Origin of the sequence: Pseudonocardia sp. ICBG1142 (genome assembly GCF_020496255.1) — a bacterium.
In the GTDB taxonomy this organism is placed as follows: Bacteria; Actinomycetota; Actinomycetes; order Mycobacteriales; family Pseudonocardiaceae; genus Pseudonocardia.
In genome coordinates, this window is the sequence record NZ_JAHLJC010000032.1 from 189,420 (window position 1) to 204,343 (window position 14,924).

15 protein-coding genes are annotated in these 14,924 nt (G+C 73.9%); 4 read left to right on the top strand and 11 right to left on the bottom strand.

The features are described 5' to 3' along the window. Positions 1-4 precede the first annotated feature (4 nt). Positions 5-487 (bottom strand): MarR family winged helix-turn-helix transcriptional regulator, encoded by a 483-nt coding sequence (locus KPL59_RS31200; protein ID WP_226362963.1) that lies wholly within the window; start codon positions 485-487, stop codon positions 5-7. A 133-nt stretch (positions 488-620) separates the two neighbouring features. Between KPL59_RS31200 and KPL59_RS31205 the strand changes: the two genes are divergently transcribed. Next, entirely contained in the window at positions 621-1,769 is a 1,149-nt protein-coding gene (locus KPL59_RS31205; RefSeq protein WP_226362964.1) for an Mrp/NBP35 family ATP-binding protein, read from the top strand. A gap of 76 nt (positions 1,770-1,845) precedes the next feature. Here the strand turns inward: KPL59_RS31205 and KPL59_RS31210 are convergent, their stop codons facing one another. From KPL59_RS31210 to KPL59_RS31230, 5 genes are all read right to left on the bottom strand, one after another. Then, the gene (locus KPL59_RS31210) at positions 1,846-3,102 is read right to left on the bottom strand and encodes an aspartate aminotransferase family protein (protein ID WP_020624328.1); all 1,257 of its coding nucleotides are present in this window, start codon (positions 3,100-3,102) and stop codon (positions 1,846-1,848) included. A 408-nt stretch (positions 3,103-3,510) separates the two neighbouring features. Then, positions 3,511-4,440, bottom strand: coding sequence for an AEC family transporter (locus KPL59_RS31215; protein WP_226362965.1), 930 nt, complete (start codon positions 4,438-4,440; stop codon positions 3,511-3,513). 65 nt (positions 4,441-4,505) lie between these two features. Next, positions 4,506-5,183 (bottom strand): GntR family transcriptional regulator, encoded by a 678-nt coding sequence (locus KPL59_RS31220; protein ID WP_226362966.1) that lies wholly within the window; start codon positions 5,181-5,183, stop codon positions 4,506-4,508. Between the two features lie 3 nt (positions 5,184-5,186). Then, entirely contained in the window at positions 5,187-5,915 is a 729-nt protein-coding gene (locus KPL59_RS31225; RefSeq protein ID WP_020624325.1) for a maleate cis-trans isomerase, read from the bottom strand. A gap of 40 nt (positions 5,916-5,955) precedes the next feature. Beyond that, positions 5,956-6,453: a DUF3830 family protein gene (locus KPL59_RS31230; RefSeq protein WP_020624324.1), complete on the bottom strand. Its 498-nt coding sequence runs from the start codon at positions 6,451-6,453 to the stop codon at positions 5,956-5,958. Between the two features lie 96 nt (positions 6,454-6,549). Here KPL59_RS31230 and KPL59_RS31235 point away from each other — a divergent pair, with 96 nt between their 5' ends. After that, positions 6,550-7,536, top strand: coding sequence for a D-2-hydroxyacid dehydrogenase (locus tag KPL59_RS31235; protein WP_226362967.1), 987 nt, complete (start codon positions 6,550-6,552; stop codon positions 7,534-7,536). Next, the gene (locus tag KPL59_RS31240; RefSeq protein ID WP_086002320.1) at positions 7,533-8,945 is read left to right on the top strand and encodes an amidase; all 1,413 of its coding nucleotides are present in this window, start codon (positions 7,533-7,535) and stop codon (positions 8,943-8,945) included. Before KPL59_RS31235 ends, KPL59_RS31240 begins: the two co-directional genes overlap by 4 nt. A 71-nt stretch (positions 8,946-9,016) precedes the next feature. On the opposite strand, the gene tatB is transcribed toward KPL59_RS31240, so the two are convergent. From tatB to sigE, 4 genes are all read right to left on the bottom strand, one after another. Beyond that, positions 9,017-9,454 carry a Sec-independent protein translocase protein TatB gene (gene tatB / locus KPL59_RS31245; RefSeq protein WP_226362968.1) on the bottom strand — a complete coding sequence of 146 codons (438 nt, stop codon included), beginning with the start codon at positions 9,452-9,454 and terminating at the stop codon, positions 9,017-9,019. 18 nt (positions 9,455-9,472) lie between these two features. Further along, complete coding sequence (locus KPL59_RS31250; protein ID WP_226362969.1) at positions 9,473-11,050, bottom strand: S1C family serine protease; 1,578 nt, start codon at positions 11,048-11,050, stop codon at positions 9,473-9,475. Positions 11,051-11,169: 119 nt separating this feature from the next. Continuing rightward, a complete protein-coding gene (locus KPL59_RS31255) occupies positions 11,170-11,823 on the bottom strand; it encodes a zf-HC2 domain-containing protein (protein ID WP_226362970.1) in 654 nt (217 codons plus the stop codon). After that, on the bottom strand, positions 11,820-12,461 hold the full coding sequence (sigE, locus tag KPL59_RS31260; RefSeq protein ID WP_020626064.1) for an RNA polymerase sigma factor SigE: 642 nt from the start codon (positions 12,459-12,461) through the stop codon (positions 11,820-11,822). Before sigE ends, KPL59_RS31255 begins: the two co-directional genes overlap by 4 nt. Before the next feature lie 155 nt (positions 12,462-12,616). On the opposite strand from sigE, the gene KPL59_RS31265 reads away from it, so the two are divergent. Then, positions 12,617-13,249: an O-methyltransferase gene (locus KPL59_RS31265; RefSeq protein ID WP_226362971.1), complete on the top strand. Its 633-nt coding sequence runs from the start codon at positions 12,617-12,619 to the stop codon at positions 13,247-13,249. A gap of 331 nt (positions 13,250-13,580) precedes the next feature. Here the strand turns inward: KPL59_RS31265 and glgC are convergent, their stop codons facing one another. Then, positions 13,581-14,816, bottom strand: coding sequence for a glucose-1-phosphate adenylyltransferase (gene glgC / locus KPL59_RS31270; protein ID WP_149663674.1), 1,236 nt, complete (start codon positions 14,814-14,816; stop codon positions 13,581-13,583). Between the last annotated feature and the right edge of the window lie 108 nt (positions 14,817-14,924).

Sequence of the window (14,924 nt, forward strand, 5' to 3'; positions counted from 1 at the left end):
GCGCTCAGGGGATCAGGCGGCCCATGATGCGCTCGAGCGCGGCGAGGTCATCGGCGTCGAGCCGCTCCACGAAGTGCGCGCGGACTCCGCGCAGGTGGGTGACCGCGGCGGTGCGCAGGCGCTCGTAGCCGGTGTCGGTGAGCCGGGCGGTGACCCCGCGGCCGTCGTCGGCGACCTTGGCCCTGGCGACGAGCCTGACCCGCTCCAGGCGGTCGACGAGCCGGGTCACCCCGGAACGCGAGAGCAGCACGGCGTCGGCCAGCTCGGTCATCCGCAGCCGGCGGTCGGGGGCCTCGGACAGCTGGACGAGCACGTCGTAGGCGGCCAGGGAGAGCTCCTGCTCGCTCTCCAGCTCGGCCTCGAGCCGTCGGGTGATGCCGGCGTGCGCGCGCAGGAAGCTGCGCCACGACGCGAGCTCGGCCGGGGTCGGGACCACGCGCCGGCGCACCGGGTGCTCGCGCGTCGGGGTGCCGGTCGTGTCGTCCATCGCAAGGATGCTAGAGACACCCGGACCGCCCCGTCAGCGCGGAGGTGCCGCGTGACACCGCCGGTGACCCGGAGACCCCGGAACAGCCCACGTAGCATGGGGTGACGCGAGAGGAAAGAGGTCGTAGGAGCTCATGTCCGTCACCAGCAGCACCAGCACCGTCGTCGAGGCCGTGCGCGCCGCCCTCGGCACCGTCGAGGACCCGGAGATCCACAAGCCGATCACCGAGCTGGGGATGGTCAAGAGCGTCGACGTCTCCGCCGACGGCCTCGCCCACGTCGGGGTCTACCTGACCGTCGCGGGCTGCCCGATGCGGGAGACGATCACCTCCCGCGTCACCGAGGCCGTCTCGAAGGTCCCCGGCGTCGAGCGGGTCGAGGTCGAGCTCGACGTCATGAGCGACGAGCAGCGCACCCAGCTGCGTCGTTCGCTGCGCGGCGACGCCGACGAGCCCGTGATCCCCTTCGCCCAGCCCGGCTCGCTGACCCGCGTGTTCTGCGTGGCGTCCGGCAAGGGCGGCGTCGGCAAGTCCTCGGTCACCGTCAACCTGGCCGCGGCCATGGCACGGCGCGGGCTGAAGGTCGGTGTGGTCGACGCCGACATCTACGGCCACTCGGTCCCGCGCATGATCGGCGCCGCGGACCGGCCCACCAAGATCGAGAACATGATCATGCCGCCGCAGTCGCACGGCGTGAAGGTCATCTCGATCGGCATGTTCACCGACGGCAACACCCCCGTCGTCTGGCGCGGTCCGATGCTGCACCGCGCGCTGCAGCAGTTCCTGGCCGACGTGTTCTGGGGCGACCTGGACGTGCTGCTGCTCGACCTGCCCCCGGGCACCGGCGACGTCGCCATCTCGACCGCCCAGCTCGTGCCGAACGCCGAGCTGCTGGTCGTCACCACCCCGCAGCAGGCCGCCGCCGAGGTCGCCGAGCGGGCCGGGTCGATCTCCACCCAGACCCGCCAGCGCCTGGCCGGGGTCGTGGAGAACATGTCCTGGATGGAGATGCCCGACGACTCGCGCAACGAGATCTTCGGCTCGGGCGGCGGGCAGACCGTCGCGGACTCGCTGAGCCGCACGGTCGGCACCACGGTGCCGCTGCTGGGTCAGATCCCGCTCGACGTCGCGCTGCGCGAGGGCGGCGACGCCGGCACCCCGATCGTGCTCGGGAAGCCGGAGTCGGCGGCGGCGCAGGCCCTCGACGCGATCGCGGAGAAGCTGACCGTGAAGGCCCGCGGCCTGGCCGGGATGAGCCTGAACATCTCCCCCGTCGGGCGCTGAACCGCACACCCCGACACCACGAGGCCCCGCACACCCGACCGGTGTGCGGGGCCTCGTCCGTCCCCCGGGGCGGGTCTCAGGACAGCGCGTCGTTCAGCGCCTTGGTCCAGAGCGCGAGGCCCTCGTCAACCTGCTCGGAGGTCACGACCAGCGCCGGGATCATCCGTACGACGTTGCCGTACACACCGCAGGTCAGCAGCAGCAGACCCTGCGCGGCGGCCGCGGCGTGCACCGTCGCGGCGGTGGCGCCGTCGGGCTTGCCGTCGGCGTCGACGAACTCGATCCCGATCATGAGTCCGCGGCCGCGGACGTCGCCGATGGCGGCGATCCCCTGCGCGGCGTCCCGGACCCCGGCGAGGAGCTTCTCGCCCTGCACCCGGGCGTTCTCGACCAGCCCCTCGCCCTGCACGACCTCGAGGGTCGCGAGCGCGGCGGCGCAGGCGACGGCGTTGCCGCCGTAGGTGCCGCCCTGCGAGCCGGGCCACGCCTTCTCCATCAGGGCCTTGGGCGCGGCGATGGCCGAGAGCGGGAAGCCGGACGCGAGCCCCTTGGCCGTGACGATGATGTCCGGGACGAGGCCCTCGGCGTGCTGGTGCCCCCAGAACTTCCCGGTGCGGCCGTAGCCGGTCTGCACCTCGTCGGCGATCAGCAGGATGCCGTGCCGGTCGGCGCGCTCGCGCAGCCCCTGGAGGAACGCGGGCGGGGTCGGGACGTAGCCGCCCTCGCCGAGCACCGGCTCGACGATGAACGCGGCGACGTCGGACGCCGGCGCGGTGCTCGCCAGCTGGCGGTCGAGCTCGGACAGGGCGAACGCGACGGCCTGCTCCTCGGACCAGCCGTAGCGGTAGGCGTAGGGGAAGGGCGCGAACGCGACCCCACCCATCATCGGGCCGATCCCGGCCCGGATCTTCGCCCCGGAGGTGGTGAGCGCCGCGGCACCCATGGTGCGGCCGTGGAAGCCGCCGTCGAACGCGACGATCAGCTGCCGGCCGGTGGCCTGGCGGGCCAGCCGCACCGACGCCTCGACGGCCTCGGAACCGGAGTTGGTGAAGAACACCGAGTCGATGCCCTCGGGGAGCACCTCGCCCATCCGCTCGACCAGCGCCAGCAGTGGCTGGTGCATCACGGTCGTGTACTGCCCGTGGATCAGCGTGGCCACCTGCTCCTGCGCCGCCGCGACGACCCTCGGGTGGCAGTGCCCGGTGGAGGTGACGCCGATGCCGGCGGTGAAGTCGAGGTGGCGGCGCCCATCGGTGTCGTACAGGTAGACGCCCTCACCGCGGGCGGCCTGGACCGGGGTGGCCTGCTTGAGCAGCGGGGACAGCTGTGCCATGGGTTCGCAGCTCCTGGTGCGTCGAGGGTGGTGCGTCTCAGGTTGTCGAGTTGTCGACAATCCTAGGGAAACACGGGTGGGTGGGTCCGGGCAAGGGTCGTCCGGGCCCGCCTTTGCTCTGCTCACCGATACGCATCAGGCACCCGGGGCGACCCGGCGCTGCGGTCGCGGGCGAGCCCGCGTCGCGGGCGGACAGCCGTCGGCGGCGGCGTCGAGATGCAGCTCAGCGGGAGTTGTCGATCTCCACCGCCCGCTGGGCTGCATCTCGGCGCACGCGCGACACGGGTGGCCGGCCCGCCGTGACGCCACCCGGCGCCGGCGCGGACCCGGTGCTGCGTATCGGTGAGCAGAGCAAAGGGACGAGCGAAGGACCCCTCATCCCGGACGCAGCAAAGAGGAAAGCCCTGTTCAGGCCAGCAGGGCGGCGATCACCAGCAGCACCGGGACGGCGACGACCGTCGAGGCCAGCGCCACGTCGCGGGCCAGCGGGACGGCGCGGTCGTACCGCACGGCGTAGCCGAAGACGTTCTGCGCGGTGGGCAGCGCGGCCAGCACCACCGCGGCGAGCAGCGCCGGGCCGGTCAGGCCGAGCACCCCCGCGGCGAAGGCCCAGGCGATCACCGGGTGCGCCACGTTCTTGATCGCGACGGCGATCCACACCGAGACCGCGGTCTCCCCCGTCCCGGGGCGGCGGGCGCCGTGCAGGGAGATGCCGAACGCGAGCAGCATGGCGGGCACCGCGAGGTCGGCGAGCAGCTCGATCGGGGCGGTCACCGGCTCCGGCAGGACGACGCCCGTCGCGGAGACGGTCAACCCGGCGGCGGTGGCGATCGCGATCGGGTTGCGCAGCGGGGCGAAGGCGACCCGGACCCACCCGGGCCGCTCGCCGCGGCCGTCGCCGGGCAGGACGTCCATCAGGGTCGTGAACAGCGGGGTCAGGATCGCGAGCTGGAACAGCAGCACGGGGGCGACGGCGGCGGAGTCGCCGAGCACGTAGGTCGCGATCGGGATGCCGAGGTTGCCCGCGTTGACGTAGCCGGACGCCATCGACCCGACGACGACCTCGCCGGCCGGGCGCCGACGGAGCAGCGCGAGCGGGACGAAGAGCAGGCAGGCCGCGGTGCTGGTGACCGCGGTGACGACCAGCCCCGAGGACAGTACGGCACCGACGTCGGAGTGGCCGAGCGTGGTGAACAGCAGCGCGGGCGTCGCGACGAAGAAGGCGGTGCGGGCGAGGACCTTCGAGCCCTGGTCACCGAGCAGCCGGCCGCGGCCGAGGACGTACCCGACGGTCACGACGACGCCGATGACCAGGAAACCCTCGAGGACGCCCACCACGTCCCGACATGTTACGTATGCGAACTAGTCCCCGGGGTGTCCGGCGGCGCGGTTCACAGGTGCACTCAGGCCGCGCCGGGCATCGCGGCGAGGATCCGGCTGACGGCGTCGTCCATGTGCGCGGCCAGCCGGTCGAGCAGCAGCTCGGTGCGGCCGTCGCGCAGGGCGTCGCGCAGCAGTTCGTGCTCGGCGAGCAGCGCGCGGGCGGGCGGGGCGGTCTGCTGGAACGCGGCGAGACACATCCGGGTCTCGACGAGGAGCCCCTCGGTCATCCGGCGCAGCCGCGGGCTCCCCGAGGCGGCGACGAGGGCGGCGTGGAAGTCGTGGTCGGCGTCGGCGAGCGCGACGGCGTCACCCGCCTCGGCTGCGGCGGCCATCACCCCGAGCGGGATCTCCAGCGCGACGACGGCGGCGGCCCGGTCACCCTCCAGTACCTTCAGCGCCGCGGCCCGCTCGACGGCGGTGCGCGCCAGGTAGACGTCGCGGACGTCGTCGGGACCGAGCTCGCGCACGAACAGGCCGCGATGGCGTTCACTGCGCAGCAGTCCCTCGGCGACCAGCCGCTGCATCGCCTCCCGCAGCGGGCCGCGGCTCACCCCGAGCCGGTTCGCGAGGTCCACCTCGCCGAGCTGGGTGCCCGGCGCGAACGTGCCGCGCATGATCGCGGCACGGATCCGGTCGGCGACGATCTCTGCGGTGGAGCGCCGGCTCACCGGCTCGAGATCCGAGACGTCCAGGCCCACGACTCACCCCCTCCGGAACAGTGTCCCCAGGCCGGGACGGTCGATGTCGGCCCCGGCCAGGCGCAGGCCCTGCCAGATGCTCACCTGGTTCGCGGTCAGCACCGGCCTGCCCACCCGCGCCTCCAGCGCGTCGAGCACGTCCACGGTGTGCAGGGCGGTGTCGGGTAGCAGCACCGCGTCGGCGCCGGGTGCGTCCGAGGCCACCGCGGCGGCGAACTCCAGCACCGTCTCCGGCGGCAGCGTCCCGACCTCGGCGGCGGTGATGATGTCGCGGGCGGACAGCGTGTGCACGGAGATGTCGTGGTGGGTCAGGAAGTGCACGAAGGCGCCGGCGACGTCGGGCGGGTAGGTCGCCCCGACCGCCACCGAGCCGATCCCGAGCCGTCGGCAGGCGTCGACGAAGGCGAACGACGTGCTCGACGTCGGCACCCCCGACACCCGTTCCAGCGCCGCGACCTGCCGGGCGGCACCGTCGGGGCCGAAGATGAACGACCCCGAGGTGCAGGCCCAGACGACCGCGTCCAGCGGGCCCGCCTCCGCGGCGACCCGGCGTGCCCCCTCGGCGAGGACCTCGTCGCCGCCGATGGCGAGCAACGCGTCCTCGCGGTGGGCGTCGGTGGCCATCTCGGTGTGGACGAGGGCGAGCCGGCTGCCGTCGGCCAGCAGCTTCTCGGCGCGCGGGTAGTCGTCCTCGGCCGAGTAGCCCGGGTAGAGGAATCCGACCGTGCTCATGTTGTCGACAATCCTACAGAGACCGGGGTGACCGCAAGGGTCAGGACGCCCGCGAGTAGACGAGCCGCTCCCCCACACTGCCCGCGCGCCACACGTCGTGACAGGCGGTCGCCATCGCGTCGAGACCGTCGACGATGGTGGCGAAGACGTTGCCCGGCACCCAGCCGACGTCGCCGTTGAGCAGCAGGTTGTTGCGCCCGTAGAAGATCGCGAGGTCGATCCCGCCCTCGGCGGCGTCGATGCCCTGGTCGTCCTTGAACGCGCTGTCGAGCATCCCGCCGTGGAAGTCGAAGTAGCAGACGTCGCCCGGGATGGGGGTGACCGTCGGGTTCTCCTGCCCGATCCGCGGGCCGAACCGCGGGACGATCGTGTAGACCTCGTTGCGGGCGTACTTGGCGTGCTGTGCGTCGCCGCCCTGCGGGCCGTCGGCCAGCGCCTCCCAGACCGCCGCAGCGGTGCGGGGCGCCTCGGTCTCCAGCAGTGCCGCGGTGCAGGCGACGCCCCGCTTCGCGAGCTCGATCCTGATCAGCTTCGTCATCCGATCCCCCTGTCCGATACGCGGATTGTTGACAATCGTAGGTGCGCTTCCTAGCGTGTCAACGCCGCCCGACCTCCCTACCGACAGGATCTCCCGTTGCCGGTTTCCGCTGGTCAGGACCCGATCACCGTCGCCGTGCTGCACGGCGGGGAGACCCCGCCCGGCCTCGAGCGCCACGCCGGTGACGCACGTCTCCGCTTCGCCGCCGACGCCGACGGGCTCGCCGCCGTACTGCCCGGCAGCGACGTGCTGCTCACGTGGGACTTCACCTCCGACGCCGTCAAGGACGTCTGGGACGCCACCGACACCTCCGCGCTGCGCTGGGTCCACACCGCCAGCGCCGGCGTCGACCGGGTCGCGTTCCCCGCCCTGCTCGCCTCGGGCGCGACGCTGACGAACTCCCGCGGGGTGTTCGACCGGCCGATCGCCGAGTTCGTGCTCGGCGCGGTGATCGCGTTCGCCAAGGACACCGCCCGCTCGCTCGCGCTGCAGCGGGAGCGGACCTGGCGCCACCGCGAGACCGAGACCGTCGCCGGGAAGGTCGCGACGGTCGTCGGGAGCGGTCCGATCGGGCGCGCCGTCGCCGACCTGCTGGGTGCGGTCGGGATGCGGGTGCGGCTGGTCGGCCGGCGCGCCGCGGACGGTGTGCACGCCTTCGACGAGCTGCCCGGCCTGCTGCCCGACACCGACCACCTGGTGCTCGCCGCCCCGCTGACCGACGCGACCCGCGGGATGCTGCACTCCGGCACGATCGCCCTGCTGCCCGAGCGGGCCAGGGTCGTCAACGTGGGCCGGGGCGCGCTCGTCGTGCAGGACGACCTGACCGACGCGCTCGCGACCGGGCGGCTCGCCGGCGCGGCGCTGGACGTGTTCGAGGTCGAGCCGCTGCCCGCGACCTCGCCGCTGTGGGCGATGGAGCACGTGCTGCTCTCCCCGCACATGTCCGGCGACGTCGTCGGCTGGAAGGACATGCTCGTCGAGCTGTTCGCCGACAACCTCGCACGCTTCCGGGACGGCCGGGAGCTGCGCAACGTGGTGGACCCCGAGCGCGGGTACGTGAGCTCATCCGCAGGAAAGGTGTGACTGCTGTGACGACTGCAGACCTCAGCGCGACCGAGCTGCTGGCGGGCTACCGGAGCGGCGAGATCTCGCCGGTGCAGGCCACCCGGGACGCGCTGGAGCGGATCGAGGCGCACGACGGCGCGGTGAACGCGTTCTGCCTGGTCGACCCCGACTCGGCACTGTCGCAGGCCAAGGACTCCGAGGCGCGCTGGCAGGCCGGGGAGCCGGTCGGGCCGCTCGACGGCGTCCCCACCTCGATCAAGGACATGCTCCTGACGATCGGCTGGCCCACCCGCCGCGGCTCGACGACGACGTCACCGGACGGGCCGTTCGAGGTCGACGGCCCGCCGGTGGCCAGGGTCCGCGCCGCGGGAGCGGTGCTGATCGGGAAGAACACCACGCCGGAGCTGGCGTGGAAGGGCGTGACCGACTCGCCGCTGACCGGCGTCACCACCAACCCGTGGGACCCGACGAGGACGGCCGGCGGCTCGTCCGGCGGCTCGGCGTCGGCCGTCGGTCTGGGGATGGGACCGCTGTCGCTGGGCACCGACGCGGGTGGCTCGGTCCGCATCCCGGCCGCGTTCACCGGGACCGTCGCGCACAAGCCCACCTACGGCCGCATCGCGCACTACCCGGGCTCGGCGTTCGGGACGCTGGCCCACGTCGGTCCGATGACCCGCACCGTCGAGGACGCCGCGCTGCTGTACGACGTCGTCGCCCAGCCCGACACGCGGGACCCGTGGGTGTTCGACGTGCCCCGTGAGTCGGCCGTCGAGCGGCTCGCCGGCGGCGCGGCGGGTCTGCGGATCGCGTTCTCCCCCACTCTCGGGTTCGTCGACGTCGACCCGGAGGTGGCGGCGCTCGTCGCCGAGGCGGTCGCGGTGTTCGCCCGTGAGCTCGGTGCGACCGTCGAGAACGCCGACCCCGGTTTCGCCGACCCGATCGAGCCGTTCCACACGCTCTGGTTCGCCGCCGCCGCAAAGTCCCTGGAGCCCATCGGCGCCGAGGCCAGGAAGGCCATGGACCCGGCGCTGGTGGAGATCGCCGAGCAGGGGGCCCGGGTCTCGGCGCTGGACTACCTGGGCGCGATGGCCGTGCGCAACGAGCTGGGGACGCTGATGGGCGCCTTCCACTCCGAGTACGACCTGCTGCTCACCCCGACCCTCCCGATCACCGCGTTCGAGGGCGGCCGGGAGGTCCCCGAGGGCTGGCACGACCCGCGCTGGACGTCGTGGACGCCGTTCACCTACCCGTTCAACATGACCCAGCAGCCCGCGACCTCGGTGCCGTGCGGCTTCACCTCCGCCGGTCTGCCGGTGGGTCTGCAGGTCGTCGGACCGCGGCACGCCGACGCCACGGTGCTGGCCGCCGCGCACGCCTACCAGCGCGCGACCACGCACCACCTGCGCCGGCCGCCGTTGCTGGGCTGAACCGACCCCGTCCACGACGACGGCGCCGCACCCCGGCCGGGGTGCGGCGCCGTCGTCGTAGGGGGCCGGGGTCAGGTCGCGTCCGGGTCCACCGGGGGGCGCTCGTCGGCGGCCAGCGGTGGCTGCGGCGGACGGACCGGGGCCGGGGTGCTCGCCGCTGCTCCGCCCAGGGCTGCGGCCCCGGCGGCACCGGCACCCGGGCCCGGGGCGAACCCGTTGGGCTTGACCGGCGGGGTGGCGGCGTCGTCGGAGAACAGGCTCCGGGTGATCGCGGTCCGCGGGTTGAGCGAGCGCAGGCTGCGCAGGTCGTTGAGCGGCTGCTGGATCTGGTCGAACTCCGGGCCCAGTTCCTTCTTCAGGTGGTTCTGGGCGCCGGTCGCGAACTCCTTGACCTGGCGGACCGCGCGACCGACCCAGGCCGCCGCCTCGGGCAGCCGTTCCGGGCCCAGGATGAAGAGCCCCGCCACGACCAGGACGAGGATCTCCGCCATGCCGATGTTCTCGAACACGACGCCAGCGTACGGGTTCTAGCGCTGCCCGAGCGTCACGGTCACGGTGAGCGGTCGTCCCTGACGGATGAGTCGGACCGGGACCTGCTCGCCGGGCGAGTGTTCGCGGACGGCGACGACGAGCTCGTCGGCACTGGCGATGGGGCGCCCGGCGACATCGACGACGACGTCGCCGTCGGCGATCCCGGCCGCGGCCGCCGGTCCCCCGGCGACGACGTTCTGCACCTGGGCGCCGTCGGTGGCGCCGTCGGTGACCGAGCGGGAGTTGACACCGAGGTCGGCGTGCGCGACGCGGCCGGTGCGGATGAGCTCCTCGGCGATGGCGCGGGCGTCGTCGATCGGGATGGCGAAGCCGAGGCCGATCGAGCCGCCCTGCCCGCCGGACTGGGCGCTGTCCGCGCTGCGGATCGCCGTGTTGATGCCGACGACGGCGCCGGTCGCGTCCACCAGCGGGCCGCCGGAGTTGCCGGGGTTGATCGCGGCGTCGGTCTGCACCGCGTCGATCACCGCGTCGCCCGCGCTGCCCTCCGGGTCGAGCCGCACCGGGCGATCGACGGCCGACACGATCCCGGTCGTCACCGTGCCGGCCAGGCCGAACGGCGACCCGATCGCGATCACCGCGTCGCCGACGGCGAGCTCGCCGGAGCGGCCGATCGCGGCGACCGTCGGGTTCGCGACGGGCACCTTCACCACCGCGAGGTCGGTCATCGGGTCCGCCCCGACCACGGTGGCCGGGACCCGGGACCCGTCGGAGAACAGGGCCTCGATGGTGCCCTGGCCCGGCCCGGTGGCGGGCGCGACGACGTGGTCGTTGGTGAGTACGTAGCCCGCGGGGTCGATCACGACGCCGGAGCCGTTGCCCGCCTGGTTGCCGACGGTCACCTCCAGCGAGACGACCGCGGGCAGCACCCGCGAGGCGACCTCCGACACCGAGCCGGGCGGTCGTTCACGGGCCGGCTCGGTCGCGCTCAGCACCGCTCCGGGGCTGGTCAGGGCACCCGCCGCGGTCGCGGACCAGTACCCGACCAGTCCGCCCGCCGCGCCGACGAGCAGCGCCAGGACACCGAGCAGCGCCAGCGCGCGCGGCTGCACCCGCCTGTCGAACAGGACCTCGCGGACGCTGAGGCGGGGGCCGTCGGGCCGGGGGGCCTCCGCGGGGTCGTCGCCGTCGCCGGGGGGCGGGGCGGCGACGACCGGCGTGCCCGGGTCGCGCCACGGGTCGCCGGCCGAGCCGCCGGGCCAGAACGGGTCCTGCTCGGCGCTCTGCTCACCTCCGCGCAGCGCGTCGCCCGACGCACCGGGCGGGCGTTGCAGGCCGCCGGCGGGCTCGCCGTCGGGTGTGCGGTCCGGCCGGCCGAACGCGCGGGCGACGGCGGCGGTCGGCGGGGGCGCGCTCGGCAGCGACCCGTTCGCCCCGAGGTGCGACGACGGCGGCGCGAACGAGCTGTCGACGCCGTCCGGGCGGCCGAACGCCGCCCGTTCGCCGGGGTCGGTCGCGGGACGGTCCAGCGGGCGGGGGCGCAGTCGCGGCGGGGCGGAGCCGGGCGCGTCCGGGTCGGCCGCGCCGTCCGGGCGTGCGCCGCGGTCGTCGCTCACCGGGTCACCCCGGAGCCCGGGGAGACTGCTCCCGACGATCGATCAGCCGGCACGGCGTCCACCCAGTACACCCGTACAGCCTGCTCGGCGCGCGGTGAAGTCGGTGTATCGGTGACGGGTCAGGGCGTCGGGGAGATGCCGGCGTCGCCGGTCGGGGTGGCCGAGGTCGTCGGCGACAGCGACGCGCCGGTCGAGCCCGTCGTCGTGCTGACCGCCGGGACGGCCGTCCGCCGCGACGAGGCGGGCACCGGGGTGGCCGCGAACCGGGCGACGGCCGCGGCACCCGGGCCGGGCACGGTCGGCGCGGTCGGGGTGCCGGTCGTGGTGGGGGGCAGACCGAGCGCGAGTGCGCCGAGCGCCAGCCCGGACACGGCGGCTCCGGTGCCGAGGCGTACGCGTCGCGACCGGCTGGCGCGACGGCCGTGGTCGCCCTCGACCGGTGCCGGGCGCAGCACGGACACGAGCTGGCCGTCCGGGGTGAGCGACAGGCCCGCCGGCGGCGGGGGCAGCTCGGGGTCCTGCGGGATGGCGCGCAGCGCCGACATCAGCGACGGCGGGAGCGTGGGGGCGTCGGCCGCTCGCAGCGCGGTGCGGGCCCGCCGCTGCTCGGCGACCTCCACCGCGCAGTCGGGGCAGCGCTCGAGGTGGCGGGCGGCACGGTCGTGCGGACCGGCGGCCAACTCGTCGTCCACGAAGGCGACGACCGCCTCGAGCGTCAGATGCGTCTCCCCCCAGTCCGGGGGGACGACCTGGAAACGCCGTCGCTCGGTCACGGCACCAACTCTGCCACCGGACCACGGTCGGATGCCACCGGCTGCTCCTCCGCAGCCGCCGCACGGTGCCGCTCCAGCGACGCCCGCAGCGCGGTCCGGCCCCGGTGGATACGGCTGCGGACGGTGCCGAGCTTCACCCCGAGGGTCGCGCCGATCTCCTCGTAGGACAGGCCCTCGACGTCGCACAGGACGACGGCGACCCGGAAGTCCGGGGGCAGCTCGTCCAGTGCGGCCTGCAGGTGCGGGTCGAGGTGGTTGATCGCGAAGACGGTCTCGGGCTCGGGGCCACCGCCCGGCAGGCGGTCGGTGTCCTCGGGCAGGCCCTCCATCCGCAGCCGGGCGCGGCGGCGGACCATGTCGAGGAACAGGTTCGTGGTGATGCGGTGCAGCCAGCCCTCGAAGGTGCCCGGCTTGTAGGACGCCAGGGACCGGAACACCCGGATGAACGTCTCCTGGGTGAGGTCCTCGGCGTCGTGCTGGTTGCCGGACAGGCGGTAGGCGAGGCGGTAGACGCGGTCGGCGTGCTCCCGGACGACCTCGTCCCAGGTGGGCGGGGTCCAGTCGGCACCCTCACCGGGGCGGGTACCGGCGGCGGCGTCCCGGAACGGGGCGTCGTCGGTTGCGCGAGGGGCGGACATCGGGGCGGGGCACCTCCGTGAGTCGCGACCGTGTCGTGGAGTCGATCGGCCGCGAGGCTTCGTTCGTTGCAGCACAGCCTGCCTGCCACCCATGAGGAGGATGTGAAACCCGTCTGAGAGAAGTCTGTGAAATCGTCCGGCGATAATCTTGTTCCATGAGCACACCCGCGGGGGCGGCCGCGTACGCCGATGGCTACCTCGCCGAGGACGACGCGTGCGGCGAGGCCCGCGCACTGGGCACGGCGGCGGGCGCGCACCCCATCTCCGCGGCGGGCGGGGCGGCACTGTCGGTGCTGGCCGCGACGATCTCCGCGCGGGCCGTGGTGGAGATCGGGACCGGGGCCGGGGTGAGCGGGCTGTACCTGCTGCGCGGCATGGCCGGTGACGGGACGCTGACCACCATCGACGTCGACCCGGAGCTGCAGCGCTCGGCCCGGCGGACCTTCCTCGCCGCCGGGTACGGGCCGGGGCGGGCCCGGCTGATCAACGGGATGGCGCTGGAGGTGCTGCCGCGGCTGACCGACGGCGGCTACGACCTCGTCGTCGCCGACGCCGTCCCGGCCGAGTACCCCGGCTACCTGGCCGAGGCGATCCGGCTGCTGCGCCCCGGCGGGGTGCTCGTGCTGGAGGGGGTGCTCGACGGCGGCCGGGTCGCCGAGCCCGGCGCCGAGCACGGTCCGGGCACGGCCGCGCTGCGCGAGACCGCCGCCCTGGTCCGCGACGACGAGCGCCTGCTGTCGGCGCTGCTGCCGGTCGCGGACGGGATGCTCTGCGCGGTCCGCAGGTGAGCGGAGCGAACGCGGCATCGACACCGCAGGTGAGCGGAGCGAACGCGGCATCCACACCGCAGGTGAGCGGAGCGAACGCGGCATCCACACCGCAGGTGAGCGGAGCGAACGCGGCATCCACACCGCAGGTGAGCGGAGCGAACGCGGCATCCACACCGCAGGTGAGCGGAGCGAACGCGGCATCCACACCGCAGGTGAGCGGAGCGAACGCGGCATCCACACCGCAGGTGAGCGGAGCGAACGCGGCATCCACACCGCAGGTGAGCGGAGCGAACGCGGCATCCACACCGCAGGTGAGCGGAGCGAACGCGGCATCCACACCGCAGGTAGCTCAGTGGGCGGTGACGCCCTTGCCCAGGACCACGACGCCGCCGTTGGAGACCGTGTAGCGGCTGCGGTCCAGGTTCAGGTCGACCCCGATCAGGGCACCGTCGGGGACGACGACGTTCTTGTCGAGGATCGCCCGCCGCACCACCGCGCCCCGGCCGATGCGGGCGCCTGGCAGCACGACCGAGTCCGAGACCTCCGCGCCGCCCGACACCGACACGTTCGGGCTGATCACCGACCGGCGCACGATCGCCCCGGAGATGATCGTGCCCGCGCCGACGATCGAGTCCTGCGCGATGCCGCCCTCGACGAACTTCGCCGGCGGCAGTGCGGGCACCGCGGTGCGGATCGGCCAGCGCTGGTTGTAGAGGTTGAAGATCGGGTGCACCGAGACGAGGTCGGTGTGCGCGTCGTAGTAGGCGTCGATGGTCCCGACGTCACGCCAGTAGCCGGCGTCCCGTTCGGTGGCACCGGGCACGACGTTGTCGGCGAAGTCGTAGACGTGCGCGTCACCCTTGGCGACCAGCGCCGGGATGATGTCCCCGCCCATGTCGTGGTCGGAGTCGGCGTTCGCCGCGTCGGCCTTCAGCGCGTCGAGCAGGGCCTCGGTGGTGAACACGTAGTTGCCCATCGAGGCGAACGTGACGTCCGGGTCGTCGGGCACGTGCGGCGGGTCGGACGGTTTCTCGAGGAACTCGGTGATGCGACCGGACTCGTCGGAGGCGATGCAGCCGAAGGCCTTCGCCTCGGCCCGCGGCACCCGGATCCCCGCGACGGTGACGCCCGCGCCGGACTCGGCGTGCTGGGCGATCATCTGCGCCGGATCCATCCGGTAGACGTGGTCGGCGCCGAACACGGCGATGTACTCGGGCTGGTCGTCGTAGACCAGGTTGAGGCTCTGGAAGATCGCGTCCGCCGAGCCGGTGTACCACCGCCGGCCGAGCCGCTGCTGGGCCGGGACGGTGGTGATGTACTGGTCGAGCACCGACGACAACCGCCACGTCGTCGAGATGTGCCGGTCCAGCGAGTGCGACTTGTACTGGGTCAGCACGCACAGCCGGTCCATCCCGCAGTTCACGAGGTTGGACAGCACGAAGTCGATGAGCCGGTAGTTGCCACCGAACGGCACCGCCGGTTTGGCGCGGTCCGCAGTGAGCGGCCAGAGCCGCTTCCCCTCACCGCCCGCCAGCACGATGCCGAGAACCCTGCCGGGAAGACGTCCGGGCGCGGTCGGTCGCATGGCGTGAACACTAGTGGCCGCTCGGTGGTGGGGCCATACGTCCGGCCGCGCCGGGTGCGCCGCTCGCGCCGTGCGCGACCCCGGACACGACCGGACCGGATCGGGCGC